The sequence below is a fragment of the Ruegeria sp. BF12 genome (assembly GCF_056538705.1).
The window spans coordinates 104,379-131,007 of the sequence record NZ_JBQFTP010000006.1 but is presented as its reverse complement, the minus strand read 5'-3'; the positions used below and the strand labels follow the sequence as shown (position 1 = coordinate 131,007).

27 protein-coding genes are annotated in these 26,629 nt (G+C 57.6%); 10 read left to right on the top strand and 17 right to left on the bottom strand.

The genetic code is table 11. The annotated features are described in order from the left end of the window. Nucleotides 1–12: 12 nt before the first annotated feature. Entirely contained in the window at nucleotides 13–1,821 is a 1,809-nt protein-coding gene (gene sdhA, locus ACR0J0_RS11695; protein WP_480664123.1) for a succinate dehydrogenase flavoprotein subunit, read from the top strand. A gap of 408 nt (nucleotides 1,822–2,229) precedes the next feature. On the opposite strand, the gene ACR0J0_RS11690 is transcribed toward sdhA, so the two are convergent. Next, nucleotides 2,230–3,285 (bottom strand): glycosyltransferase family 4 protein, encoded by a 1,056-nt coding sequence (locus ACR0J0_RS11690; protein WP_480664121.1) that lies wholly within the window; start codon nucleotides 3,283–3,285, stop codon nucleotides 2,230–2,232. 162 nt (nucleotides 3,286–3,447) lie between these two features. Between ACR0J0_RS11690 and ACR0J0_RS11685 the strand changes: the two genes are divergently transcribed. Then, a complete protein-coding gene (locus ACR0J0_RS11685) occupies nucleotides 3,448–4,227 on the top strand; it encodes a succinate dehydrogenase iron-sulfur subunit (protein WP_480664119.1) in 780 nt (259 codons plus the stop codon). A 137-nt stretch (nucleotides 4,228–4,364) separates the two neighbouring features. After that, nucleotides 4,365–4,511, top strand: a complete 147-nt coding sequence (locus tag ACR0J0_RS11680; protein ID WP_480664117.1) for a hypothetical protein — start codon at nucleotides 4,365–4,367, stop codon at nucleotides 4,509–4,511. 273 nt (nucleotides 4,512–4,784) lie between these two features. On the opposite strand, the gene deoD is transcribed toward ACR0J0_RS11680, so the two are convergent. The 3 genes from deoD to ACR0J0_RS11665 all read right to left on the bottom strand — a co-directional run bounded on the left by deoD (nucleotide 4,785) and on the right by ACR0J0_RS11665 (nucleotide 7,927). Then, the gene (gene deoD / locus ACR0J0_RS11675) at nucleotides 4,785–5,498 is read right to left on the bottom strand and encodes a purine-nucleoside phosphorylase (protein WP_480664115.1); all 714 of its coding nucleotides are present in this window, start codon (nucleotides 5,496–5,498) and stop codon (nucleotides 4,785–4,787) included. Nucleotides 5,499–5,522: 24 nt separating this feature from the next. Beyond that, on the bottom strand, nucleotides 5,523–5,843 hold the full coding sequence (locus ACR0J0_RS11670) for an H-NS histone family protein (protein ID WP_480664393.1): 321 nt from the start codon (nucleotides 5,841–5,843) through the stop codon (nucleotides 5,523–5,525). Between the two features lie 116 nt (nucleotides 5,844–5,959). Continuing rightward, nucleotides 5,960–7,927, bottom strand: a complete 1,968-nt coding sequence (locus ACR0J0_RS11665; RefSeq protein ID WP_480664114.1) for a methylmalonyl-CoA mutase family protein — start codon at nucleotides 7,925–7,927, stop codon at nucleotides 5,960–5,962. Nucleotides 7,928–8,071: 144 nt separating this feature from the next. On the opposite strand from ACR0J0_RS11665, the gene ACR0J0_RS11660 reads away from it, so the two are divergent. From ACR0J0_RS11660 to ACR0J0_RS11630, 7 genes are all read left to right on the top strand, one after another. Next, the gene (locus ACR0J0_RS11660; RefSeq protein ID WP_480664111.1) at nucleotides 8,072–9,460 is read left to right on the top strand and encodes a 1-acyl-sn-glycerol-3-phosphate acyltransferase; all 1,389 of its coding nucleotides are present in this window, start codon (nucleotides 8,072–8,074) and stop codon (nucleotides 9,458–9,460) included. 112 nt (nucleotides 9,461–9,572) lie between these two features. Further along, nucleotides 9,573–10,859 (top strand): crotonyl-CoA carboxylase/reductase, encoded by a 1,287-nt coding sequence (ccrA, locus tag ACR0J0_RS11655; protein ID WP_239338949.1) that lies wholly within the window; start codon nucleotides 9,573–9,575, stop codon nucleotides 10,857–10,859. Nucleotides 10,860–11,065: 206 nt separating this feature from the next. Next, nucleotides 11,066–11,284, top strand: coding sequence for a hypothetical protein (locus tag ACR0J0_RS11650; protein WP_480664109.1), 219 nt, complete (start codon nucleotides 11,066–11,068; stop codon nucleotides 11,282–11,284). Then, complete coding sequence (locus ACR0J0_RS11645; protein ID WP_480664107.1) at nucleotides 11,223–11,942, top strand: helix-turn-helix transcriptional regulator; 720 nt, start codon at nucleotides 11,223–11,225, stop codon at nucleotides 11,940–11,942. Before ACR0J0_RS11650 ends, ACR0J0_RS11645 begins: the two co-directional genes overlap by 62 nt. An 82-nt stretch (nucleotides 11,943–12,024) precedes the next feature. Continuing rightward, entirely contained in the window at nucleotides 12,025–12,663 is a 639-nt protein-coding gene (locus ACR0J0_RS11640; protein WP_480664105.1) for an acyl-homoserine-lactone synthase, read from the top strand. A 60-nt stretch (nucleotides 12,664–12,723) separates the two neighbouring features. Continuing rightward, nucleotides 12,724–14,256, top strand: coding sequence for an ATP-dependent DNA helicase (locus ACR0J0_RS11635; protein WP_480664103.1), 1,533 nt, complete (start codon nucleotides 12,724–12,726; stop codon nucleotides 14,254–14,256). Beyond that, entirely contained in the window at nucleotides 14,253–14,981 is a 729-nt protein-coding gene (locus ACR0J0_RS11630) for an SDR family oxidoreductase (RefSeq protein ID WP_480664101.1), read from the top strand. Before ACR0J0_RS11635 ends, ACR0J0_RS11630 begins: the two co-directional genes overlap by 4 nt. A 7-nt stretch (nucleotides 14,982–14,988) precedes the next feature. Here ACR0J0_RS11630 and ACR0J0_RS11625 read toward each other — a convergent pair whose 3' ends face one another. From ACR0J0_RS11625 to trpS, 13 genes are all read right to left on the bottom strand, one after another. Beyond that, a complete protein-coding gene (locus tag ACR0J0_RS11625; protein WP_480664099.1) occupies nucleotides 14,989–15,753 on the bottom strand; it encodes a TIGR02186 family protein in 765 nt (254 codons plus the stop codon). Between the two features lie 2 nt (nucleotides 15,754–15,755). Then, complete coding sequence (locus ACR0J0_RS11620; RefSeq protein ID WP_480664097.1) at nucleotides 15,756–16,676, bottom strand: sulfite exporter TauE/SafE family protein; 921 nt, start codon at nucleotides 16,674–16,676, stop codon at nucleotides 15,756–15,758. A 347-nt stretch (nucleotides 16,677–17,023) separates the two neighbouring features. Then, nucleotides 17,024–17,992, bottom strand: coding sequence for an ABC transporter permease (locus tag ACR0J0_RS11615; protein ID WP_480664095.1), 969 nt, complete (start codon nucleotides 17,990–17,992; stop codon nucleotides 17,024–17,026). Continuing rightward, the gene (locus tag ACR0J0_RS11610; RefSeq protein ID WP_480664093.1) at nucleotides 17,992–19,086 is read right to left on the bottom strand and encodes an ABC transporter permease; all 1,095 of its coding nucleotides are present in this window, start codon (nucleotides 19,084–19,086) and stop codon (nucleotides 17,992–17,994) included. Before ACR0J0_RS11610 ends, ACR0J0_RS11615 begins: the two co-directional genes overlap by 1 nt. A 1-nt stretch (nucleotide 19,087) precedes the next feature. Then, nucleotides 19,088–20,617: an ABC transporter ATP-binding protein gene (locus ACR0J0_RS11605; protein ID WP_480664091.1), complete on the bottom strand. Its 1,530-nt coding sequence runs from the start codon at nucleotides 20,615–20,617 to the stop codon at nucleotides 19,088–19,090. Between the two features lie 98 nt (nucleotides 20,618–20,715). Next, the gene (locus ACR0J0_RS11600; protein WP_480664089.1) at nucleotides 20,716–21,714 is read right to left on the bottom strand and encodes a BMP family lipoprotein; all 999 of its coding nucleotides are present in this window, start codon (nucleotides 21,712–21,714) and stop codon (nucleotides 20,716–20,718) included. A 160-nt stretch (nucleotides 21,715–21,874) separates the two neighbouring features. Next, nucleotides 21,875–22,288 carry a GNAT family N-acetyltransferase gene (locus tag ACR0J0_RS11595; protein WP_480664087.1) on the bottom strand — a complete coding sequence of 138 codons (414 nt, stop codon included), beginning with the start codon at nucleotides 22,286–22,288 and terminating at the stop codon, nucleotides 21,875–21,877. Further along, nucleotides 22,285–22,872 carry a tRNA (adenosine(37)-N6)-threonylcarbamoyltransferase complex dimerization subunit type 1 TsaB gene (tsaB, locus tag ACR0J0_RS11590; protein ID WP_480664085.1) on the bottom strand — a complete coding sequence of 196 codons (588 nt, stop codon included), beginning with the start codon at nucleotides 22,870–22,872 and terminating at the stop codon, nucleotides 22,285–22,287. The genes ACR0J0_RS11595 and tsaB overlap by 4 nt, the downstream gene beginning before the upstream one ends. After that, nucleotides 22,862–23,425: a NifU family protein gene (locus ACR0J0_RS11585; protein ID WP_480664083.1), complete on the bottom strand. Its 564-nt coding sequence runs from the start codon at nucleotides 23,423–23,425 to the stop codon at nucleotides 22,862–22,864. The genes tsaB and ACR0J0_RS11585 overlap by 11 nt, the downstream gene beginning before the upstream one ends. 69 nt (nucleotides 23,426–23,494) lie before the next feature. After that, nucleotides 23,495–24,088, bottom strand: a complete 594-nt coding sequence (locus ACR0J0_RS11580) for a DsbA family protein (protein ID WP_480664081.1) — start codon at nucleotides 24,086–24,088, stop codon at nucleotides 23,495–23,497. 9 nt (nucleotides 24,089–24,097) lie between these two features. Beyond that, the gene (locus ACR0J0_RS11575; protein ID WP_480664079.1) at nucleotides 24,098–24,553 is read right to left on the bottom strand and encodes a universal stress protein; all 456 of its coding nucleotides are present in this window, start codon (nucleotides 24,551–24,553) and stop codon (nucleotides 24,098–24,100) included. A gap of 65 nt (nucleotides 24,554–24,618) precedes the next feature. After that, complete coding sequence (locus tag ACR0J0_RS11570) at nucleotides 24,619–25,482, bottom strand: branched-chain amino acid aminotransferase (protein ID WP_480664077.1); 864 nt, start codon at nucleotides 25,480–25,482, stop codon at nucleotides 24,619–24,621. Between the two features lie 59 nt (nucleotides 25,483–25,541). Beyond that, entirely contained in the window at nucleotides 25,542–26,570 is a 1,029-nt protein-coding gene (gene trpS, locus ACR0J0_RS11565; RefSeq protein ID WP_480664075.1) for a tryptophan--tRNA ligase, read from the bottom strand. Nucleotides 26,571–26,629 lie beyond the last annotated feature (59 nt).

Sequence of the window (26,629 nt, the reverse complement as noted above, 5' to 3'; positions counted from 1 at the left end):
GGAAATAGATAAATGACAGCTGCATACGAATACGAAACGCATGAATACGACGTGGTCGTCGTAGGTGCCGGCGGGGCAGGTCTGCGGGCAACTCTGGGCATGGCCGAGCAGGGTTTGCGCACGGCATGTGTAACCAAGGTTTTTCCGACACGATCACACACCGTTGCCGCACAGGGCGGTATCGCCGCGTCCTTGTCGAACATGGGTCCGGACCACTGGCAGTGGCACATGTATGACACCGTCAAGGGCTCGGACTGGCTCGGTGACACCGACGCAATGGAGTACCTCGCGCGTGAGGCGCCCAAGGCGGTTTACGAGCTGGAGCACTACGGCGTGCCCTTCAGCCGGACCGAAGAAGGCAAAATTTATCAGCGCCCCTTTGGCGGCCACACCACCGAGTTCGGTGAAGGTCCTGCGGTACAGCGGACCTGCGCGGCTGCCGACCGAACTGGCCACGCAATCCTGCACACGCTGTATGGTCAGTCGCTGAAGAACAACGCCGAGTTTTACATCGAGTACTTCGCCATTGATCTGATCATGTCCGAAGACGGGCAGTGTCAGGGTGTCGTCTGCTGGAAGCTGGACGACGGCACAATGCATGTCTTCAACGCCAAGATGGTGGTGCTGGCGACCGGCGGTTATGGCCGAGCCTATTTCAGCGCCACCTCGGCTCATACCTGCACTGGCGACGGCGGTGGCATGGTAGCCCGCGCCGGTCTGGCCCTGCAGGACATGGAATTCGTTCAGTTCCACCCGACCGGTATCTACGGGTCTGGCTGCCTGATCACCGAAGGTGCCCGGGGTGAGGGCGGATACCTGACCAACTCGGAAGGCGAACGGTTCATGGAGCGCTACGCGCCCCAGTACAAGGACCTTGCGCCCCGCGATTATGTCTCTCGTTCGATGACCATGGAAATCCGCGAAGGTCGTGGGCATGGTGACAACGGTGACCACATCCACCTGAACCTCAGCCACCTGCCGGCCGAAGCACTTGCCGAACGTCTGCCGGGTATTTCGGAATCGGCGCGCGTTTTTGCGGGCGTCGACGTCACCAAAGAGCCGATCCCGGTTCTGCCGACTGTTCACTACAACATGGGTGGTATCCCGACGAACTATTGGGGCGAAGTTCTGAACCCAACCCCCGAAAATCCGACGGCCGTGGTTCCCGGCCTTATGGCTGTGGGTGAAGCTGGCTGCGCCTCGGTGCACGGTGCGAACCGTCTGGGATCGAACTCGCTGATCGACCTCGTGGTGTTTGGCCGTGCGGCCGCGATCCGGGCCGGTAAGGTTGTTGATGCCGACGCACCGAACCCTGTGCTGAACCAGGCCTCGGTCGACAAGGCATTTGATCGCTTCGACGCTGTTCGCAACGCCAGCGGCGCAATCGCGACCGCCGACCTGCGGCTTGAGATGCAGCGGACCATGCAGGAAGACGCCGCCGTCTTCCGGACTGCCAAGACCATGGCTGAAGGCGTCGAGAAAATGACGGCGATCGCCGCCAAGATGGACGATCTGAAAGTCAGCGATCGTTCGTTGGTCTGGAACAGCGACCTGATGGAAACGCTGGAACTGACCAACCTGATGCCGAGTGCTCTGGCCACCATTGTTGGTGCCGAAGCGCGCAAGGAATCCCGCGGTGCCCACGCGCATGAGGATTACACCGAGCGCGACGACGAAAACTGGCGCGTTCACACAGTATCCCGCGTTGATGGCAACAAGGTCGAGCTCAGCTATCGCCCGGTCATTGTTGATCCGCTGACAACCGAGGATGAAGGCGGTATCAGCCTGAAGAAAATCGCTCCCAAGGCGCGGACGTTCTGACAAAGCGGAAGCATTGGATTGAGCCTCACGCAAATTGAGTGCTCGGTGTGCTAATCGACTAAAACTGAAGGCCGCAGATTTCTTGTCTGCGGCCTTCCTGCATTCTTTGGCAGCTTGATTAAAACAAGCGTTTCGAAACGGGCAAAAACTGAAAGGATTGTGTCAGTTTCGACGGCATCGAAGAGAAATACGACGATGATCAGAGTTAAAATGGCGTCAAACCCAATGCGGGAAGAGATGTTGCAGCAGGCAGCGAGATCCCTCATTGATCAGGTTGATACCCGTCATTTTTTCCGAACGAACGGGTGAAGTACCAGCAGAATACCGGGTTCACCTCATGCGGTTCTGTGTGAATCTACTGTTTTGCCGGTCGCGCAATTTAAGCCGTCGAGTGAGAATTCAGTGAAATCAAACCAGTTCCGACAAGGCGCGCTTTAAGTCATTGGACACCCGATCAGGGTGCCGTTTCTCAGCGAAATCGAGACACGCCTGCCTCTTTTCTGCAAGTTCTTCTTCCGACATTCCGATTACTCGGATCATGGTCCGGATCAAACCTCTTGGATTTTCGACTGGGTAAAGCAGGTCATGACAAGCTTCCGGAGTTGTCTGCTTGTGCGGTTCGATGTCGGGGCCAATTATCGGCAGGCCAAAAGTCTGGGCCAGCATGGCTGTGCCGGAAGTAAACGTTGTGGTCGACGGCAGCATGTAGGCATGCGCCTGGGAAAACACGCTGGGAATTTTATCGTCGGGAATACGATCTGGTACGACCGATATATTGGGATTCGCTTGCATGCGACGCATCAATCGCCGCCCAGATGGAAAAACCCTCCCAACGACCGACAAGTGAAATTCGTAACCGCGATTGGTCAGCTTTTTAGACGCATGCTGAAGCCTGTCCAGTTCACGGCTGCTGCGCATAGTGCCAAAAGTCAAAAACCGGGTGTGATCACGAATGGCCATTGGCCGCTGCAGAGTCTGCACCGCCGGCTCGTAAACACTCAAATAGCTGGGGTGCGGGATCAGCCGCAGCTTGTCCGGGTCGGCACCATATTCGGAAACCATATGTTGGCCGGCATGGGGAGTGTGGACGTGAATCAGATCGACAATCTGCGCCAGTTGCCGGCGGTTTTCTCGAAAATGGATCGTTTCTCCTTCTTCAGAATGCGCAAACTGGTTGTGAATGGTCCAGATCAGGCGGCCGCCATTTGCCTGGTATTGCTTCAGGCCGATGCGAGCAGCATGGAATGAAGTTTCGGGCCTCCCGAATTCTGGCTCAGGAAACAGGCGGTCGTCCCAATGAATGTGAATTATTCCGTTCTCGGGCTGAAAGTCAGCCTTCGCAAACTCGGAAAGAGGTGCATTTCGGGGAGCAGTCAGGCTGAATTCCGGCCCGCAAGCCGAATACATCATATCCTGATATGGGTTCTTTTTTCCGTAGGGTATGTTGACGATTTTTGTCGGCATTTGCGGTCCTGTACCCTGCCATTCTCTAAGCCTGCACGTTCTTTGCGCTCAGCGGGATTGTAAAGGTGAATTTGCCTAATTTTCTTGGGTGTTTTCAAGGTTAAAGGTTGGCTTTCTGCGCTGCGGAGTATATCTATTAGCGGGATTTTAGCGAGGTCGGAAATGGTACAACTCACCCTGCCAAAGAACTCCCGGATCACGACCGGAAAAACCTGGCCCAAGCCTGAAGGCGCGACCAACGTTCGCAAGTTTCAGATTTATCGCTGGAACCCGGACGATGGCCAAAACCCTCGCGTAGACACCTACTTTGTCGATATGGACAGCTGCGGCCCGATGGTTCTGGATGCGCTGATCAAAATCAAGAATGAGATCGACCCGACGCTGACGTTCCGGCGCTCCTGTCGCGAGGGGATCTGCGGATCCTGCGCGATGAATATCGACGGGATCAACACCTTGGCCTGCATCTACGGGATGGATGAGATCAAGGGAGACGTGAAGATCTATCCGTTGCCACACATGCCGGTGGTTAAGGACCTGATTCCCGACCTGACCCATTTTTATGCACAGCATGCAAGCATCATGCCGTGGCTGGAAACCAAGACGAACCGTCCCGCAAAAGAGTGGAAGCAATCCATAGAGGATCGCAGAAAGCTGGATGGTCTGTATGAATGTGTAATGTGCGCCAGCTGCTCGACCTCGTGCCCGAGCTATTGGTGGAACGGGGATCGTTACCTTGGCCCCGCAGCGCTGCTGCATGCCTATCGCTGGATCATCGACAGCCGGGATGAAGCAACGGGCGAGCGTTTGGATGAGTTGGAAGATCCCTTCAAACTTTATCGCTGCCATACGATCATGAACTGCGCCAAGACCTGTCCAAAGGGCTTGAACCCGGCCAAGGCGATTGCCGAAATCAAAAAAATGATGGTCGATCGCGCAGTCTAAAGCGATTTGAAATCATGCGCTTGCCGCCTTGCGGCGAGCGCATGCCGAGATTGCAAATTTATGCAATGCGACGCCCCCCGATCCGAGCTATCTATTGATCAGGGAGGAGTGATGTTACCGAAAACGGAACCGCTCCGATGCAAAATCAAGAACCACAATCCAAGACAAGCCCTGCCGAAGCGCTGGAGCTGCTGAATCAAGCTTGGGCTTACTACTCGCCCGCCCCTGCGGCGATGGAAGATCAGCGCGAAGCAGAACTGTTCGAATACGCAAACGCTGCTTAAAGCGACGTTAGGCTTGCGGTAAGCAATAATAATGGGCCATGCATTTGGCATGCCCATTTTGCTTCTCATCCTGGCTGGCGGTGTATTCGTTTACTTTTTGTGGCGGTCTCGCACGTCAACATTGACCCGCGATTGCCGCTGGCGGCAACACCGGAAAGAAGGTGTTTGGGTCTGTGCGTTTTGCGGCGCGCAGCAACAGGGAGCTGACACGCCAAAACGTTGTCTGAAGGACAAGTAGGATGTGGACAGGGTGGTTTCCCACCCTGCGCGATCTTACTGCAACGCTGGAAAGGCCGCCTGAAGGGCGATTTCAACCATATCCCCAAAGCTGCGCTCGCGCTCAGAGGAGGGCAACGCTTCTCCGGTCAGCAAGTGATCGGAAACGGTCAGAACCGCCAGTGCCCGGCACTTGTGGCGTGCCGCGAGGATATACAACTCGGCAGCTTCCATCTCGACCCCTAGAATGCCGTGCCGCACCATTTGCTCGTTCAGGTCGGGGCGCTCATCGTAGAACACATCAGACGAATAGATGCCGCCGACATGGGTTGGCGTACCTTTGGCAGCCGCAGCCTGAGCCGCGGCCTGTAGCAGGCCCCAATCGGCACAGGGCGCAAAATTCAGCTCTTTCATGATACCGCGTGACGGCGTGCTGAGCGTGGTCGAGGTCATCGCAAGGATGACATCTCGGACATTGACGCTGTCTTGCATTCCGCCGCAAGAGCCGATGCGAATCAGCGTTTTAGCTCCGAAATCCCGGATCAGCTCGTTAACGTAAATCGACAAGGACGGCATTCCCATACCGCTGCCCTGAATTGTGACGGGATTACCTTTCCAGTTTCCGGTAAAGCCAAGCATGCCCCGCACGTCGTTGACCTGCTTTACGTCTTCCAAAAACGTTTCGGCCGCCCATTTTGCCCGGTAAGGATCGCCGGGCAAAAGAACTGTTTCTGCGATATCGCCTTTTTCGGCGCCAATATGAATTGTCATTTTGGGATCAGTTCCAATTAGATCTCAGATTTCCAAATCCGAGATATCAGCGCCGGATTTCAACGCATCGTGAATCCATTGCGGTTTACGTCCCCGACCCGACCATGTTTGTTTTGGATTAGCCGGATTGCGGTATTTCGCATTTGATTTCTGGCCCTTGGTGGAAAGCGGTGAGTCTTTTGCCAGTTCTGACAAAGAAAACCCGAATTCCGCCGCCGCTTTTTCTGCGGCCTGTAATGCTTCTTTCCGTTCGCGTTTTTCGGCGTTTACCAGTGCTTTTTCGACCTGATCGCGTAATTCCAGCAATTCCTTGCGCGACAGTTTTTCAAGATTTGTCCCCACCATTCTTCTCCATTGGTAAATTGACGGTGTCCCCGATGGCACACCGTAATTCCAAAGAAAGGGATTATCTATCCCCTTTTATTCAGGGGATAGAAACAGGAAGAAAAAATGCCGAATTGTTATTCAGCAGCGAGGTTTTGAGGATCGACCAGGGTAACAATGTCGCCCATGATCGCATTCAACTCAAAATTCTTGGGCGTATAAATTTTCGCGACACCCATGGATTTGAGTTTTGCCGCATCGTCATCGGGAATGATACCGCCGACAACGACCGGGATATGGTCCAGACCTGCGTCGCGCAGGCGGGTCATGACATCCTGCACTAACGGAATATGACTTCCGGACAGGATCGACAGGCCAATCACGTGGGCATCGTCTTCGGCAGCGGCAGTCACAATTTCCTCAGGCGTCAGGCGGATGCCTTCATAACTGATGTCCATGCCGCAATCGCGTGCGCGGAATGCGATCTGTTCGGCGCCGTTCGAGTGACCATCCAGACCAGGTTTCCCCACCAGGAATTTCAGGCGGCGACCCAGCTTGTCGCTGACCGCATCCACGGCGGCGCGCAGGTCATCCAACCCTTCGGTCTTGTTTGAAACCGACCCGGATACGCCTGTCGGTCCCCGATAGGTGCCGTAGACCTTGCGCATTTCCTCGGCCCACTCACCGGTGGTGACGCCAGCCTTGGCTGCCGCGATCGAGGGCTCCATGACGTTTGCTCCGGTCTGCGCCGCTTCGCGCAGTGCAGACAGCGCAGCCGCGACGGCTGCATCGTCGCGATCGGTGCGCCATTCATTGAGGCGGTCGATCTGTTCCTGCTCAACGGCCGGGTCAACGACCATGATGCCGCCATCGTCGGTTTGCAGTGGCGAGGGTTCGCCTTCGATCCACTTGTTTACGCCAACGACAACGGTTTCATTCCGCTCGATTCGATTTAGGCGTTCCGCATTCGAATCGACCAGGCGGGATTTCATGTACTCGATAGAGGCAACCGCGCCACCCATGGAATCCAGGTTGGCCAGTTCGGCGCGCGCGCCCTCTTTCAGTTCTTCAACCTTGGCGTCCACGGCCGGGTTGCCGTCGAACAAGTCGCCGTATTCCAAAAGGTCGGTTTCATAGGCCAGAATCTGCTGCATCCGCATGGACCATTGCTGATCCCATGGGCGCGGCAAACCGAGCGCTTCATTCCATGCAGGCAACTGCACCGCACGTGCGCGTGCTTTTTTCGACAAAGTAACAGCCAGCATTTCGATCAGGATGCGATAGACGTTGTTCTCCGGCTGCTGCTCGGTCAGGCCCAGCGAGTTGACCTGAACGCCATAGCGGAACCGGCGGAACTTTGGGTCCTCGACGCCGTAGCGTTCTTGCAGGATTTCGTCCCAAAGGTCGACAAAGGCGCGCATTTTGCACATTTCGGTGACAAACCGGATGCCTGCGTTCACAAAAAACGAAATCCGCCCGCAGAGCGCCGGAAAATCCTCGGCAGGGACACGGGGGCGCAGCTCGTCCAGCACAGCGATGGCGGTGGCCAGCGCATAAGCCAGTTCCTGTTCCGGTGTCGCGCCAGCCTCTTGCAGGTGATAGGAACACACGTTCATCGGGTTCCATTTCGGCACGTTAGTATAGCAATACTCGGCCACGTCCGCGATCATCTTCAGCGACGGCTTCGGCGGGCAGACATAGGTGCCACGGCTCAGGTACTCCTTGATCAGGTCGTTCTGAACAGTGCCCTGCAGTTTGGAGACATCCGCGCCTTGTTCCTCTGCCACGGCGATATAAAGGGCAAGCAGCCAAGGGGCTGTCGCGTTGATCGTCATCGACGTGTTCATCTGTTCCAGAGGAATCTCGTCAAACAGCACCCGCATGTCGCCCAGATGGCAAACTGGCACGCCCACTTTGCCGACCTCACCGCGCGCCAGTGTGTGATCGCTGTCATATCCGGTCTGAGTCGGCAGATCGAACGCCACGGAAAGACCCGTCTGACCCTTTGCGAGGTTCCCGCGATAAAGTGCATTCGACGCTTTGGCGGTTGAATGACCGGCATAGGTTCGGATGAGCCAGGGGCGATCTTTCTGCGTCTGCGTCATAGCTGGGCCTCATGAGTTGAGTGGGCAACAAAATTACGTTCTCGGCCTCTAAAGCGCAATTTTCGGGATATGTCAATTCGCTGCGTCGCGGCATATCTGGTTCTTCAGATTGTAGCCCATTCTATTTGGTGGCAGGGTGCGTGCATGACTCAGACCGTGGAACTTCCGCTTTGGCTGTTTTTGCTGATCGTGGTGTTTGCCATGGTCACTCTGGCTTCGCATTTTCTTTTTCCATCAGTGCGGTGGTTCTTTCGACGCCGCCTGGAACGGGCCGTCAAACAATTGAACACTCGGCTGCAGCGGCCGATACAACCATTCAAACTGGCGCACCGTCACGACATGATCCAGCGCCTGATTTATGACCCGCAAGTGGGCCAGGCGGTTCAAGAGCATGCGCGCGAAACAGGGGTCCCCGAGGCGGTGGCGTTCGAGATGGCCCGGCGTTACGCGCGCGAGATTGTCCCCTCGTTCTCGGCCGTTGCCTATTTCAGTTTTGCGATCCGCGTAGCCCGGTTGTTGAGCAATGCGTTCTATCATGTGCGACTCAGCTATCAGGACGAAAGCGCGGTCAAGAACATTGATCCGGATGCAACGGTTGTCTTTGTCATGAACCATCGCAGCAACATGGACTACGTGTTGGTCACGTATCTTGCCGCGGAACAGTCCGCCTTGTCATATGCGGTGGGCGAGTGGGCCCGTGTCTGGCCACTGAGCCGGTTGATCCGTGCGATGGGGGCATACTTTATCCGCCGCAGGTCGGGCAGCGATTTGTACCGGCAGGTTCTGTCCTGTTATGTGCGCCATGCAACCGAAGCCGGCGTCACTCAGGCCATGTTTCCCGAAGGCGGGTTGAGCCTGACGGGTGGTTTGGGGCGCCCGAAGCTTGGGCTGCTCAAGTACATAATCGACGGAACCACGGAAGACGGGCGCGACGTGGTGTTCGTGCCGGTGGCGCTGAATTATGACCGGGTGTTGGAAGATACGATCCTGACTCGGGCTGCGCTTGGCAATGAGCGCCGGTTTCGCGCCAGAATCGGCGTGATCACCCGGTGGATTCTCAAACAGATTTGGCGGCGCGTTATTGGCCGTTACAAGCGTTTCGGCTTGGCGTCTGTCAGATATGGCGAGCCAATTTCGCTGCAAGCATTTCGCGCGACACATAAGCGCGATTTGATGACCGATTTGGCGCGAGACCTGATGGCGCGGATCAGTGAAGCAATCCCACTGGTTCCGGCACCCGCTGCGTGTTGGCTGGTGCAAGAGCACGGAGAAATGGCCGAGGCCGACGCCATAGAACTGATTACCGATCTCATGCGACGCAACGGAATTTCAGACGACGAAAATCGAACCTCAATCAAGGATGCCATGGACCAACTGGTCGAGAGACGGATACTCAAGCGAAATGCCGGGAAGATTTCTCAATCCGGCCAAAGGGTTGATCTGTTGCAGTACTACGCGGCCTCGGCCCCGCTGAGTTCAGGTGGGGATGATGCTGCGACCGCAAAGGAGATTTCTGCATCCGCTGGGTCATAAAATTACAAAATAGCGCCAAAATATGTTGCATTATTTCCCGAAGGCCAATATTCCATCGGTTAATGCAAGCGATTCTGCATCGCGGCAATGGTTTTGAATAAAGGAGGCCAACATGGCTCTGGACACCGACAGCGGCATCGCGTCGTACGAGGCACCGGAAAAAGACCTCTATGAGATGGGTGAAATTCCCCCGATGGGATATGTCCCGAAACAAATGTATGCATGGGCCATCCGCAAGGAACGCCACGGCGAACCAAACACGGCCATGCAGCTGGAAGTGGTTGATGTCCCGAAACTGGACAGCCATGAGGTTCTGGTTCTCGTGATGGCGGCCGGCGTCAACTACAATGGCGTCTGGGCCTCGCTGGGCAAACCGATCAGCCCGTTTGATGGCCATGGTCAGCCTTTCCACATCGCCGGTTCCGATGCCTCGGGTATCGTTTGGGCTGTTGGCGACAAGGTGAAGCGCTGGAAAGTCGGCGACGAAGTTGTAATCCACTGCAACCAGGATGACGGCGACGATGAAGCCTGTAACGGCGGCGACCCGATGTACTCGGATTCGCAGCGTATCTGGGGTTACGAGACCCCCGACGGTTCGTTCGCGCAGTTCACCAATGTTCAGGCACAGCAGCTGATGCCGCGCCCCAAGCACCTGACTTGGGAAGAAAGCGCCTGCTACACGCTGACGCTGGCGACTGCGTACCGCATGTTGTTCGGCCACGAGCCGCACGATCTGAAGCCGGGCCAGAACGTTCTGGTTTGGGGCGCATCGGGTGGTCTGGGCTCCTATGCGATCCAGCTGATCAACACCGCGGGCGCGAATGCGATCGGCGTGATCTCGGATGAAAGCAAGCGTGACTTTGTCATGGGGCTTGGCGCCAAGGGCGTTCTGAACCGCAAAGACTTCAACTGCTGGGGTCAGTTGCCCACGGTGAACACGCCGGAATATGCCGAGTGGTTCAAAGAAGCGCGTAAGTTCGGCAAAGCCATCTGGGATATCACCGGTAAAGGCGTGAACGTCGACATGGTGTTCGAGCACCCGGGCGAAAGTACCTTCCCGGTTTCGACCTTCGTTGTGAAAAAAGGCGGTATGGTTGTGATCTGCGCTGGTACCACCGGCTACAACCTGACCTTTGACGTGCGTTACATGTGGATGCACCAGAAGCGCCTGCAGGGTTCGCATTTTGCGCACCTCAAGCAAGCTTCGGCGGCAAACCAGCTGATGGTTGAGCGTCGTCTGGACCCGTGCATGTCCGAAGTGTTCACCTGGCAGGATCTGCCCGAAGCGCATATGAAGATGATGCGTAACGAACATAAACCGGGCAACATGTCGGTTCTGGTACAGGCACCGCAGACTGGAATGCGCACATTGGAAGAGGTTCTGGCCGCGCGCGGCTAATCAATTCCTATTTTTTTCGAGATCGCCCGCGAATCGCGTTACCGGTTCGCGGGCGATCCTATTTTAAGTATAAATTTAGCATTTTCAGTGGGTTATCCCAGACGCCCTCACTGTTTTTGGGGAGTAGAAACCAGTGAATAGGCCAAAAAAACACTTACATGCTATGGTTGTGTTAACCCTTCGTTAACCGTTTCGGAGAGACGCTGATGGCGCAAAATGAGTGGATACTGGACGTTCTGTCGGACCTCAGCGCCTTTGCTGTTGAAAACGGTTTGACCGCGTTGGCCGAACAGTTGGATGACACCAAGCTGATCGCCGCAGCCGAGATCACGTCCAGAAAGAATGAGGTTCGGGCGCCCGCGGATGGGAACAAAACTCGATATGAGCCAGGTTCTGGAGGACTTGGAAAACACCAGCACGCTTGATCAGCTAAGCGATGTTGCCATTCGTCTGCGGGACAGGCTGCAGATCGAACACCTCATTTACCATTGGGTTGACGGGGCCGGTGATCAATACGGCTATACCACCTATCCCGACACTTGGGCGGAACGATACCTCGAACGAAACTACCACAGGATTGATCCGGTTATTCTGGGCTGTTTCCAGCGGTTTCACCCGGTGGATTGGAAGACGCTGGATTGGTCGGGCAAAGTTGCCAAGACGTTTCTGAAAGATGCTTTGGAACACGGGGTCGGAAATCAAGGTTACTCGATTCCGATCCGCGGCCCGAATGGTCAGTTCGCCTTATTCACGGTGAATCATACCTGCAACGATGAAGCATGGCAGAGTTTCATCGAAACACATGGGCGCGAGCTGATCCTGATTGCACATTACTTCAACCGTAAGGCATTGGAATTCGAAAGTGACCGCCAACCCGAATCCTCACGGGGATTGTCCCCGCGTGAAGTGGATGCCATAACCTTGCTCGCCCTGGGTTACAGCCGGGCGCAGGTTGCTCATTCGCTGTCGATCTCCGAGCATACCCTGCGGGTATATATCGAGAGTGCTCGCGCCAAGCTCGGTGCGCAAAACACGACCCACGCCATAGCCACGGCGTTAAGCCGAGGGTTAATAGTGGTTTAAGGCACGCGCGCCCTCCGAACGGGAAATTAACCACAACTTTGTACCCCCTTCGTTCTTGCACAGGACGACAAGGGGAAAAGTCATGTTGCGCTATGTTTATGCGGACGAATTGCACAAATTTCCGAAATTGGCCGAAGGGATGTTCCGGGACCGCGCCGACCAGTTCAAAACGCGGCTGGGTTGGGACGTTCACGTGAACGAAAAAGGAGAGGAGCGGGATCAATACGATGACCTGAACCCGCTGTATGTCATTTGGGAGGAAACGGATGGCAGCCACGGAGGCTCTATGCGGGTGCTGCCGACGACGGGTCCAGTTATGATTAACGAGGTCTTTGGTCATCTGAACGGGGGCAGCCCAATTTGCAGCCCGTTGATCTGGGAAGTGACCCGCTTTTGCCTGTCACGCACCGCAAGCCCCCATACCGCCGGGGCCATTATGCTTAGCGGCGGTGAAATGATGGAAGGGTTCGGTCTGACCCACATCGCGGGTGTATTCGATGCACGCATGATTCGGATCTACCGTCTGATCGGGTCGTCTCCGAAAGTGCTGGGTACGCAAGGGACAGGGCGCGATCAGATCTCTGTCGGGCTGTGGCCTTATTCGGCGGATGACTGCAATCGGGTGGCTGAGCGTGCCGGGATCCCGCGCGAATTGTCACGGCTGTGGTTCAAGACGGCGTTTGGTGTCGGCAGGCAGCATCGGTTTGCCATGACGGCCTGATCGCGCGAAAACCGAAATCCGTATCTGGCGATAGACGGCGCGGCCTTGTAGGGTCGCGCCATGCCTTTGCCCCCCGTGACCTTTTCCGACGACCAGGCCGCCGCTTATGACAACATCTCAGAGATGTTGAAGTCCGCAGGTGTTGACCTTGATGATGATGCCCTGCTGAAACTGCCGGGGGCTGGTAAGTCCGGTGTGATGGCAGTGATCGGTAAGGCGGGGTCTGGTAAAACTCTGTTGCTGGCCGAACTTTACAAAGCCCTGGCGGAGACCGGCGTTCAGATTGTGTCCGGGGACTTTGAAAGCCGCAAAGCCAAAGAGAAACGCAGCCTCGCCATCCTTGCCCCTACCAACAAGGCCGCCAGCGTTTTGCGGCTGCGCGGGGTTCCGGCGACGACGATTCACCGCATTCTCTATACGCCCGTCTACGACCCGGAGTACGAGCGGATCGCGGAATGGCTGGCAGGCAATGATGAGCGGCCGGAGATCGAAGGTCTGACCGACGAAGCGCTGGATCGCGCGGCAGCGTTTTATGAGAACAACAAATCCATTCCCGGTGCTTTGGCGGCAGCTGGCCTGCGTGGATCCGACTTCATCACCGGCTGGAAACGACGGGACGAACCGCTGGATATTGGGTTTGTGGACGAGGCTTCGATGTTGGATGATCGCCAGTTCGAAGATCTGCAAGAGATTTTCCCGACGCTGCTGCTGTTTGGTGACCCTGCGCAGCTGGCTCCGGTCAATCAGTCGGGCAGCATGGTGTTTGAAAGCTTACCGGAACCGCGCAAGCAGATCCTGCACCGCGTCCACCGGCAGGATGCAGACAACCCCATTCTGGACCTCGCACATGCGTTGGCTGATCCTCAGATGGGGTTCGAGGATTTCGAACGTCTGATCGAACAGACTGCCCGGCAGGACCATCGGGTTGTCTGGGGCCAACGGGTCGAAGTTGACCTAATGGCCCGAAGCCCGGTTCTTGTCTGGCGCAACGCGACGCGCATTCGGTTGATTCAGGCCTTCCGAAACGTGCACAGCGCACCCGATACCGAACTGCTGGAGGGCGAGCCGCTGATTTGCGACGGCATCGAACTGCCTTTGAAACACCGCAAAAAGCGACTGGACCTTGAGGCGCGTGGGCTCATAAAGGGGGCTCAGGTCATCTATCTGGGGCCAGGCCGCAAACCGGGATTTTCACGGTTGCATGTGATGGGGGCCGAAGACCCTCAGGTCAGCGCCGCATCCATCGTCAAGATCGAAAAACCGGACGAGGAAGAGCCCTTCATTCCCTTTGCTGCCCGAATGGGGGCCACTTTCCTGCACGGTGCGGCGGTCACCATTCACAAGGCGCAGGGGTCGCAATGGGATACGGTGCAAGTCTTTGCCCCGGACATCTACGCCGCAGCCCGCATGGGCCGCACAGAAGCCGGGCAGCCGCTCTGGAAGCGTCTGGCCTATGTGGCCATCACACGTGCCCAGGAGCGACTGATCTGGGTGGTGCGCAACCGCCTGGCCAAGCCGACCTATCCGCTGCGTGTGGATGATTTGCGCGCGGTGCCGGCGGCATCGCTGACATTGGAGGCAGAAGAAACATGACATCCATAATCGTGACTGGCGCAAGTTCGGGTATTGGACGGGCTACGGCAGAGTTGTTTCTGGACGAAGGGTGGACTGTTGGCCTTCTGGCGCGCTCAGCCGATACGTTGAACAAAATGGCCGAGGGGCAATCCAACGCAATACCCTTGATCGCGGATGTGACCGATGCCGATGCGGTCGCGACTGCCTTCAGTGCCTTTCAGGAAAAGGCTGGCAATCTGGACATTCTTTTCAACAACGCCGGAATTTTCGCGCCGGGCGGCACGATTGACCAGATCGCACTGGACGATTGGTATCAGAGCGTCAACGTCAACCTGAACGGTATGTTCCTGTGTGCCCGCGAGGCTTTTCGGATCATGCGCCATCAGTCACCGCAAGGCGGGCGTATCATCAACAACGGCTCGATTGCCGCGCATGTGCCACGCCCGAACTCGGTGCACTACTCGGCGACCAAACACGCGATAACGGGCCTGACCCGCAGCTTGTCCCTTGACGGACGCGCGTTTGGCATTGCCTGCGGGCAGATCGACATCGGCAATGCGCGCACGCAGATGGTCCAGGGGCTGGTCGACGCGGCCATTGCCGATGGGCAAGTGCCCGACCCGACAATGGCCGTTGAAGACGCAGCGCGGTCGGTTCTGCACATGGCTAACTTGCCGCCGGAGGCCAATGTTCAGTTTATGACCGTGATGGCCACGACGATGCCCTATATCGGCCGCGGGTAGCGATCAGTTACTCGCGCAGCAACCGGAACGCAGTCGACGCGCCCCAACCAGCCGCGATGGCAATGACCAGAGACATCAGGCCATACCAGACCGGTTGCTGGCGGGACATGTTGTACAAAAACCGCTCGAGCCCCACTTTGCGAACATCGATGGTGGTCTCGAGTTGCGAAACGACCTCACCGTCCCGGGTCAGGAAGATGCGCGCCGCATACTCCCCTTCGGTCAGGTCCGCCGGCATCTCAATCGATGTGCGAAACAGGGTCTGTTCATCGACGGCCACGGTGTCTTCGCGAATGGAATACAGACCTTCGTCTTCGCGAATGCGAACCACGGCGTCTGCAAAATCCTGCGCCCCGCGAATGTTCATCGCTGCACCAACGGATCGGATGGCCCGTTCGATGGAAATGCGATAGCGGAGGTCTTCGGTATCCGACAGGATTTCATTCAAAGGCGCGCTGGTCGCAACTGCGTAGAAACTGGGGGCCAAGTCGACCAGAACACTGTCCGTATTAACCCAGATGCCAAGCTTACGCTCTTTTCGCCTAACGGTGATCGGGCTGGACGGGCCGGCAACTGCCACGATCACCTCAAGAGGCGGTCCAGGCGGAATGGGCGCCTCGCGTTTGACAGCGCCAAAGACCAGAATCTCAGAACCGTCGAAATTGGCCGTAATCGCCACGCGATCCTGGCTGAGGCCAAGCACGACCTCTTCGTCAACGGCAAGTGCTGGGCTGGCGCAAAAAGCAAGCAAAACAAGCAAGCGTTTCAGCATGATCAGTGCCCTCCGCCAGTGCCAAGCGAGTAAAGCTCGGACGGTTCAAGCAAAAGATCCAATGCCAGTTTCCCGCACACGGCCAAAACAAGCGCGGCCAGCAACACGCGCAACTGTTCGGCAGGCATACGCGCACCGATCACTGTTCCGATCTGTGCGCCGACAACGCCGCCAACCAGCAGTAGTACAGCCAGAACGACATCGACCGTATAGTTCGTGGTTGCGTGCAGCATGGTGGTAAAGCCGGTGACAAAGATGATCTGGAACAGGGACGTGCCAACAACAACCTTGGTCGGCATTCCCAAAAGGTAGATCATCGCGGGGACCATGATGAAACCGCCGCCAACGCCCATGATCGCCGACAATACACCAACGAACAGGCCGACCAATGCCGGTGGAATGACCGAAATATACAGGCCCGACGTCCGAAAACGCATCTTGAACGGCATCGCGTGCACCCAGCCGCGCTGACGACGTTTTGGCGGTGCAGATACACCTTTCTTGGATTTGCGCAGGGCGTTCAGGCTTTCGATGAACATCAAGCCGCCGACAACACCAAGGAATACGACGTAGCACAACGTGACAAGCAGATCGACCTGCCCAAGGCTTTTGAGATAGTTGAATATCACCACCCCAAGCGCAGCCCCGGTTAAGCCCCCTATCAATAAGACCGTCCCCATTTTCAGGTCCACCGTCTTTCGTCGGAAGTGGGCCAGAACCCCCGAGAACGAAGATGCAACGATCTGGTTGGCTTCGGTAGCAACAGCGACGGCTGGTGGAATGCCGATGAAGAACAGCAGGGGGGTCATCAGGAACCCTCCGCCGACACCGAACATGCCCGAAAGAATGCCGACCATCCCCCCAAGCCCCAAAAGCAGGAAGGCGTTGACTGAGACTTCGGCGATAGGAAGGTAAATTTGCATATCGAGCTACTGGATGAGGCTCGGCCCATCACGATGAGTGACGTGGTCCGCCCCAAGGCAAAGTGGTGTAGATTTAATGCGACGTGCGGTGGTGAAGCCCCGCGGCCACATGGCGAATATCGGTGCGCTGGGCGCAGTGCCAGCCGCTTGATAAGGCTGGAAAACCTGGATTGCCCCACTTTTGAGGCGCATATGCGGTCCCCTCAGCCCGGTTAGGGCTGGGTCCGAGTCGTGGTTTATAAAGGGAAGCACATGCATACCCCTTTAGAACGGTTGCGGCATGCAAAATCAACTCTGCATGCCGCTCTGCAGCGAACAGGACTGAACTGAGTCCGAAACTGGACTTATCAGCGTTCTTTTACATAGGGTTCGCCACCGGCCCGCGGAGGGATGGCCTTGCCAACGAAGCCGGCCAGAATGACGACCGTCAGGATGTAGGGCAGGGCGTCCATAACCTGTACCGGGATGACTACGCCGCCCAGATCGATGTTCTGGAACCGCAGTGCAATCGCCTGTAGCAAACCGAACAGCAGGCAGGCACCCATGGCATGCCACGGCCGCCATTTCGCAAAGATCAGCGCGGCCAGCGCGATGAAACCACGACCAGCGGTCATGTCCTTGACGAACCCGGCTTGCAGCGCGGTGGCCAGGTAGGCACCGGCGATACCGCACAAGACGCCACAGATAGCGACGGCGGCATAGCGCAGACCAACGACCGATACACCTGCCGTGTCGACCGCGGCCGGGTTTTCACCCACGGCGCGCAAACGCAGGCCAAATCGGGTCCGGAACAAAATCCACCAGGTCGCTGGGACCATCAGGAATGCGACATAGACCAGAATCGAATGCCCCGAGAGCAATTCGGAGTAAATCGGCCCGAAGATCGGCACGCCGCTCAGGGATTCGGCAAAGGGAAACTCGATTGGAACGAAGCGCCCGCCTCCGAACAGGGATGGCGTGCGGCCACCTTGCTGGAACCAGCTTTGAGCGACCAGAACAGTCATACCCGCCGCAAGGAAGTTGATCGCGACCCCCGAAATCAACTGGTTGCCCCGGAAGGTAATCGAGGCCAGCCCATGTAGCCCGGAAAGGACCAGTGAGGACGCAATCCCTGCCAGAAGACCCAGCCAAACTGAGCCGGTCACTGCTGCGACTGCGGCCGAAAAGAAGGCCGCCATCAGCATCTTGCCCTCAAGGCCGATGTCGAAAATGCCTGCGCGTTCCGAATAGAGACCTGCCAGACAGGCCAACAGCAGAGGTGTTGCCAGACGGATGGTCGAATCGAGGACCTGGATAAGCGTTATGAAGAACTCCATCACTTGGCTCCCTTCCGCATACCCAGGAACAGCTTTTCAAGCGGCATCCGGACCATGTTATCCAGCGCTCCTGTGAAGAGGATGACCAGCGCCTGAATGACGACGATCAATTCGCGTGGGATCGACGTCCACAAAGCCAGTTCGGCGCCGCCTTGATAAAGGAACCCGAACAGGATCGCGGCTAGGAACACACCGAACGGATGCGAACGGCCCATCAAAGCCACCGCAATCCCGATGAAACCCGCACCTTCCGTCGAGTTGAGAACCAGTCGTTCCGCCTCACCCATCACGTTGTTGATGGCCATCAGGCCTGCCAGCGCGCCCGAGATCAGCATGGCGATGATGGTGATACGCACGGGCGAAATCCCGGCATAGACCGCACCGGTTTCCGAATGCCCATAGGCCCGGATTTCATAACCCAGCCGGGTCCGCCAGATCAGAGCCCAAACTACGACGCACGCAAGCAGCGCCACAAAGAACGAGATATTCGCCGGTGCCCCACGGAAGACCACATTCTCGGCGGTCGAGAACATTGACTGGAAGGTCGGCAAGTGCACCGTTTCCGAGAAGCGGGCTGTTGCCGGGTCTTGCGAGCCTTGCGGGCGCATCACATTGACCAGCATGTAGTTCAGGAAGGCCGCGGCGATGAAGTTGAACATGATCGTGGTGATCACAATATGGCTGCCGCGTTTGGCCTGCAGATAGGCCGGGATCGCGGCCCACGCGGCCCCGAACAGCATGGATGCCGCACAGGCGGCCAGCAGGGCAATGCTCCAATGCGGCCAGGGTACATAAAGACAGACCATGGCAACACCAAGACCGCCCAGCATCGCCTGACCTTCGCCACCGATGTTGAACAGGCGGGCGTGGAAGGCAACGGCAACGGCCAATCCGGTGAACATGAAGTTGGTCGCGTAGTAGAGCGTATAGCCCCAGCCATAGGTCGACCCCAGCGCGCCCGTGACCATCAGGTTCACGGCCTCGACCGGGTTTTCGCCGATGGCGAGGATCACCAGCGCAGAAAGAATAGCGGCCAAAAGCAGACTGATCAGCGGGATCAGAACGACGTCGGCCCATTTGGGCATTTTTTCCATGTTACGCGGCCTCTCCCGCAACACCGGCCATCAGCAGGCCCAGTTCTTTTTCATCTGTTTCATGGGGCAGACGCTCACCCATGATATGTCCGTCAAACATCACCGCGATCCGGTCAGACAGCGAGAAGATCTCTTCCAACTCGACCGAGACCAGCAAGATTGCCTTGCCTTGGTCACGCAGGGCAACGATCTGTTTGTGAATGAACTCGATCGCACCGATGTCCACGCCGCGCGTCGGTTGGCCGACCAGCAGCAGGTCCGGATTACGCTCGATCTCGCGGGCGACCACGATCTTCTGCTGGTTGCCGCCGGAAAAGTTCTTGGCGGCCAGCCAGCCATCTGGCGGGCGGACGTCGAATTTTTCGATCTTGCGCTCGGTGTCGGCGCGCAGAGCAGCGTTATCCATGAAGATGCCGCGCTTATAAGCTGGGTCCCGGTGATAGCCAAAGGCCACGTTCTCCCAGGCATGGAAGTCCATGATCAGGCCTTCGCGCTGCCGATCTTCCGGCACGTGCGCGATATGCTGAGCACGCCGGGCCTGACCGTCAGAGCCGTGACCGCTGAGGGCCAGCGGCTCGCCGTTCAATTTGATCGAACCAAGACCGGTACGCATCCCGCCCAGAACTTCCAGCAACTCGGATTGGCCGTTACCGGCCACACCCGCGATGCCGACGATTTCGCCTGCGCGCACGGTAAGATCGATGCCTTTGACACGCTCGACACCGGCCTCGTCGATGACGCGCAGGTTCTCGATTTCCAGAATGGGTTTGCCGGGCTGCGCAGGGACTTTGTCCACCTGTAGCAAGACCTTGCGGCCAACCATCAGCTCGGCCAGTTCCTGCGGGTTGGTTTCTGCCGTCTTGACGGTCGCCGTCATCTGACCGCGGCGCATCACCGACACGGTGTCGGTGTATTCCATAATCTCGCGCAGCTTGTGCGTGATCAGGATGATTGTCTTTCCTTCGCTGCGCAAACGGTCAAGAATCCGGAACAGCTGATCCGCCTCGGCTGGTGTCAGAACGCCGGTGGGCTCGTCCAGAATCAGGATCTCGGCCCGCCGATACAGCGCCTTGAGGATTTCGACACGCTGCTGCATGCCAACGCCAATTTCATCGATGCGCTTGTCGGGGTCCACGAACAGCTCGTACTCCTCTTCCAGCGCCTTCAGTTCCTTGCGGGCTTTGGCCAGAGACGGGGCCAAAAGCCCGCCATCCTCGGCGCCCAGAACGATGTTTTCCAGAACGGTGAAATTCTCAACAAGCTTGAAGTGCTGGAACACCATCCCGATGCCTGCGGCAATTGCCGCCTGACTGTCCGGGATGTCGGTTTTTGTGCCGTTGATCCAGATTTCGCCTTTGTCGGCTTTGTAAAAGCCGTAGAGAATGCTCATCAGCGTGGACTTGCCCGCACCGTTTTCTCCGATGATCCCATGGATCGTACCGGGGGCGACGCTGATGGAAATGTCTTTGTTGGCCTGAACCGGCCCAAAGGCTTTGGAAATCCCTTTGAGCTCAATGGCGGGGACGGTCATATCTTGCCCTCAATTGCCGAAGGGCCGCCGGCGCAGTATTTGCGCTTCATGCGGCAGAGTGGAAGTGGGATGGAGGCCGCCCCCCATCCCACGCGATATCAGAACTGCAGTGCCGGGCAGCTGTCGTTCTCGTAGTAGCTGACGACAGAGATGTCCCCATCGATGATGCCACGGCGGGCAGCTTCAACAGCGTCCGCCATTTGGGGGTCAACCAGCTCGCGGTTGTTGTCGTCGATTGCAACGCCAACTCCGTCTTCTGCCAGGCCCATGGCGAATACGCCGGTTTCAAGACCTTCACCTGCTTTCATCGCGTCATAAACTGCGACATCCACACGCTTAAGCATCGAGGTCAGAACCTTGCCCGGGTGCAGGTGGTTCTGGTTGCTGTCCACGCCGATCGACAGGATGCCTTCGTCAGCTGCGGTTTGCAAAACGCCAACGCCGGTGCCGCCAGCGGCTGCATAAATCACGTCAGCGCCCTGGCTGATCTGGGCCTTGGTCAGTTCCGAACCTTTTACCGGGTCGTTCCAGGCGGCCGGAGTGGTGCCGGTCATGTTGGCAACAACATTGACGTCCGGGTTCACAGCCTTCGCGCCTTGCGCATAGCCGCAGCCAAAGTGACGGATCAGCGGGATGTCCATGCCACCGATGAAACCAACAGTGCCCGACTCGGACGCCATCGCGGCCATCATGCCAACCAGATACGAGCCTTCATGCTCGGCAAAGCTGACCTGACGGATGTTCGGCGCGTCCAGCCAGTTCACGTCAACCGCGACGAACTTTGTGTCCGGATAGTCACCTGCAACCGCGGACAGCGGATCGGCCATTGCGAAACCCATGGTGATGATCGGGTTGGCGCCAGCCTCGGCAAAGCGGCGCAGGGCCTGCTCGCGCTGTGCTTCGGACTGAAGTTCGATCTCACGGTAGGTGCCGCCAGTTTCATCGGCCCAACGCTGCGCGCCGTTATGCGCGGCTTCGTTGAACGACTTGTCGAACTTGCCACCAAGGTCAAAGATCAGGGCCGGTTCGGCCAAGGCTGCACCTGCGGTCAGTGCGACAGCGGCGGCGGCGCCCATCAAAGATTTCATCAGGGTCATTTCATACTCCCGTTTGTTATTGTCGGTCGGGGCCAAGATAGCCCCGTTCACCCACTGTGAGCGAGCATAACTGTTGTGATGGCGGGAATTAAGGCCGTTTGCAACCGCCGTGGTCAACAGAATTTTGACCAACTGGTCGAAAAAAACACGCGGCGGTAGGTCACTCCAGCGGCAAATCCATCAAAATCGCATCAATTTTCTGATTGTTTCCGCGAAGATAATAGCCCTTGCGCGATCCACAGGACCGGTATCCGAAGCGGGTGTACAAGGCAATCGCGGGCAGGTTGTCTGCCGCGACGTCCAGAAAGGAGCGGGTCGCACCAAGGGCCTTCGCTTGCGAATGCCACTCCTGCATCCGCTTACTGGCCAATCCCTGCCGCTGAGCATCGGGATGTGTGGCGATCGTCAGCAACTCCGCCTCATCGGCGATGACCTGAAACAGCGCGAAAGATTTAGCGTTGCCAACGACATGCGTGAATCTGTTGCTCAGAAGATCGGCGAACTCTTCCGCAGTCCAAGGGCGCGATCGAGTGAACGCCGCTGCGTGGGTTTCGGCAAGGTTCTGAGGTGTCATCCGTCGAGCAAAACAGGGGGGGTGTCTTTGGACGGCGCGGCGTCGGCCGGACGGACATAGAGCGGCGCAGGCCGCTCGGGCGAGGTTTGCCACCTCTGCGCGGCGATCCGGGCGATGGCTCGAACCTGCGCATCCGGGTCATCGTTCAGGATCAGGGTTCCGAGTGATTCTGCCTCGGCCTGTGGCATCAAGGCCGGGCCTTGGATGGGAAACGTGACGTAAACCTGCTCGCGCGGAGCACGGATTGCAGGCAACGCATCCGCAGTATCCAAGGCCAGAGCATCGAATCCGGACACGCCCACAGCTGGAATTCCCAGGCCCAGAGCCAGCCCGCGTGCTGCGGAAACAGAGATCCGGATGCCCGTAAAGTTGCCGGGGCCGATGCCAACACCGACTGCAGACAAGTCACGCCAAGTACATCCTGCTTCGGTCAGCACCTCTTCCAACAAAGGCATCAGACGCTCGGCCTGACCGCGCGACATGGATTCGACGCGGGACGAGAGAATCTGGTCGCCGCGCAGCAAAGCGGCCGCGCAATGCGCGGCCGATGTGTCAATCGCCAGAATGATCGGGTCAGACGGCAACGGGGCGAACCTCGGTCACCTCTGGGATGTAGTGACGCAGCAGGTTTTCGATGCCCATCTTGAGCGTCAGGGTCGAAGAGGGGCAGCCTGCGCAGGCCCCCTGCATGTGCAGGTAAACGATGCCCCGGTCAAAACCGTGGAATGTGATGTCACCGCCATCCTGCGCAACGGCCGGCCGGACGCGGCTGTCCAGCAAGTCCTTGATCTGGTTGACAACCTCTGCATCTTCGCCTGTGTGTTCGGCATGACCCGACGCGGCGTTTGCGTCCGCGCCGATAACCGGTTGGCCGGACTGGTAATGCTCCATCACGGCGCCAAGGATTGCGGGTTTGATGTGATCCCACTGTACGTCGTCCGATTTGGTGACGGTTACGAAGTCATTGCCGAGGAAAACACCAGTTACCCCGTTGACGGCAAAAATCCGTTTGGCCAGCGGCGATTTCTCACCGGCCTCAGCCGATGGGAAATCCGCAGTACCAGCTTCCAGCACCGGCTGGCCGGGCAGGAATTTCAGTGTCGCGGGGTTCGGCGTGGATTCGGTCTGGATGAACATGTCACGGCTCCGTTTCAGTTGTACCTGATATGCGGGTCCGGGCCTGATAAGTCAAGATTTGGAACGGTTCTAAATTCCAGCAGCCAGTTCGAGGGCATCGTCCAACCGATCGTCTCCCCAAAACAGCTCATCTCCGACTAGAAAACTGGGTGCTCCGAACAGGTCTTTGGCCTGAGCGGTTTTGGTCTGTTCAATCAAGGCGGACTTGATCTCGGGGTCTTTGGTTTTGCCCATCAGGCTTTCTGGCAAACCGGCGGTGCTTAGACATTCACGCAGGACTGAATCGTCCGAAACATCCTGACCATTCGCGAACTCGGCTGAGTAGACCGCGCGAACAAAACGGCCTTTTTGCTCCTGTTCTTCAATGGCCAGCGTCAGCCGAGCAGCTTTCAGGCCGTTTTGCGGGAATTGTTCGGGTCGGCGAAACACCAGGCCGCGCTGGGCCGTCAGGCGCTCCATGTCCCTCCACATATAGCGACCTTTGGCAGGGTAGATGTTGAACGGAGAGTTGTCCCACCCCTGCGCCGCGAAAATGGGGCCCAAAAGAAAGGGATGCCATTCCACCGCAACGTTCCGCCTTGCCGCAGCCTCCTCAATACGCATAGCGCTGAGATAAGAGTAAGTCGACGCGAATTCGAACCAGAACTGGATGCTGCGCTGCATGACCAAGCCTCAGGTGATGGCTTCCAGCTTTTCCTTGCTTAGATCCCCGGGCACAATTGTGATCGGAATCGGCAAGCTGCCCGAGTTTTTGGTCAGTTGCGTCACAAGAGGGCCAGGGCCTTTTTTGTCGATGCCCGCACCCAGAACAAGAACGCCGATATCCGGGTCGGACTGAACATGTTCGATGATCTGCGGAACGGGCTCACCCTCACGAATAGACAGTTCCGGATCAACGTTCTGTTTGTCGCGCATCCATTTGGCGAAAACTTCGTAATGGGCGTGGATACGCTCGCGCGCTTCTTCTCGCATCACTTCGGCGACACCGATCCAGTGATTGAACTCATCCGGGGGGATGACCGACAGGATCGTCACTCCACCACCAGTATGGGCTGCACGCATTGCCGCGAAACGCATCGCGTTCAGGCATTCACGACTGTCATCCAGAATGACTAGAAACTTACGCATGGGTGTCCTCGTGTATTTAGGGGGATCATGCCCGACCAGATGCGGGCTGGCAACACGGTGCGTGCCTACTGCCTGCTTGCAGCCCAATCCCAATACAGCTCACGTGCGCGACGGGCAATCGGTCCGACCTGATATTGTGTGTCCTCAAGGGCAGTGACCGGGGTAATCTTGTTCATGTTGCCGGTCATAAACACCTCGTCTGCCTCGTGAAATTCTTCAAAGCTGAGGACGGCTTCGTGTACCGTCACGCCGTCGGCCCTCAGGTTTTTGATATGGCGGGCGCGGGTGATTCCCGCCAAGAATGTGCCGTTCGGAGTAGGTGTGAAAACCTCTCCGTCGCGGACCATGAAGATGTTTGCGGTGGCGGTTTCCGCGACGTGGCCCAGAGCGTCCGCAACCAGAGCATTCGAGAACCCTTTCGAACGGGCCTCCTGCAGCATGCGCGCGTTGTTGGGGTAAAGGCATCCGGCTTTGGCGTTCACGACGGCTGATTCCAGAACCGGTCGGCGGAATCGGGTGGTAGTCAGTGTGACTGATGCCGTTTCAGGGGCCATCGGAATTTCTTCCAGACAGATAGCAAAGCCCGTGCTGTCCTGCTGAGGAACAATGGCTGTGGCATCGCCGTCGATTCCCCAATACATGGGCCGGATATAAACTGCCGAGCCTTTGGGATAGCTTTCCAGTCCTTCGCGGACGATCTCAACCATCTGCTCGGTTGTGACTGTCGGCGTCAGCATGAGCGCTTCGGCCGAGCGGTTAACCCGTTCGCAATGGGCCTCCAGATCAGGGGTCAGCCCGTCGAAGAATCGCGCCCCGTCAAAAACCGAGGATCCCAGCCAAGCGCCGTGATCCGCCGCCCGCATGATGGGGGCGTCCCCGTTGTGCCACTGACCATCGAAATAGGTGCGGATATTTTTGCCAACTGCCATGACGCCCTCCTTTGCCCTTGGGGCAACCTAGGAAGGCGTCACAGGAAGGTCCAGCGCAATCAGCCGTGTTTCGCGCCAACCATGCCCACGATTTCGTAGGTCTGTTGCAAGATCGGAGCGGCAATCGCGCGCGCTTTTTCCGCGCCTTGGGCAAGAATCCGGTCAATCTCGGCCTGTTCACCCATCAAACGGGCCATCTCGGTCGAGATCGGGGACAGTTTGGCAACGGCCAGTTCGGCCAGCATCGGTTTGAACTCACCGAACTGCTTACCGCCGACCTCGGCCAGTACCTGCTCCGCCGTCTGATCGCTGAGCGCGGCGTAGATATTGACCAGATTACGTGCCTCGGGGCGTTCGGACAGGCCGTCAACTTCGGACGGCAGGGCGTCGGGGTCGGTTTTTGCCTTGCGGATCTTCTTGGCGATTGCGTCGGCATCGTCGGTCATGTTGATCCGGGTCATGTCGGACGGATCCGAGGACGACATTTTCCGCGTACCATCGCGCAGGTTCATCACGCGCGGCGCAGGGCCGCCGATGACGGGTTCGGTCACCGGGAAGAAATCCACGCCGTAGTCATGGTTGAACTTGATCGCGATGTCGCGGGTCAGTTCCAGATGCTGTTTCTGATCCTCGCCCACCGGCACATGCGTCGCGTGGTAGGTCAGGATGTCTGCGGCCATCAGCGCCGGATAAGCAAACAGACCCAGCGAGGCGTTTTGCGCGTTTTTGCCCGCCTTGTCCTTGAACTGCGTCATCCGCTGCATCCAGCCCATGCGGGCGACGCAGTTGAAAATCCACGCCAGCTGCGTGTGTTCGGCCACCTGGCTTTGGTTGAAGAGGATGGACTTTTCAGGGTCCAGACCGGCGGCGATGAAACCCGCGCAAACCTCGCGGGTCTTTTCACGCAAGCGCGACGGGTCTTGCCAGACGGTTATCGCGTGCAGGTCGACCATGCAATAAATGGTCTCGTAGTCTTCGCCCTGCATATCCACAAAACGCTTCAGCGCACCCAGGTAGTTGCCAAGGTGCAGGTTTCCCGAAGGCTGGATGCCGGAAAACACGCGCGGCGTGAATTGAGTTTCGGTCATCGAAGGGAACTCCCGTCTGGAAAAATAAGCCCCCGTCGCTTACCCATGAGGTCAAGGGA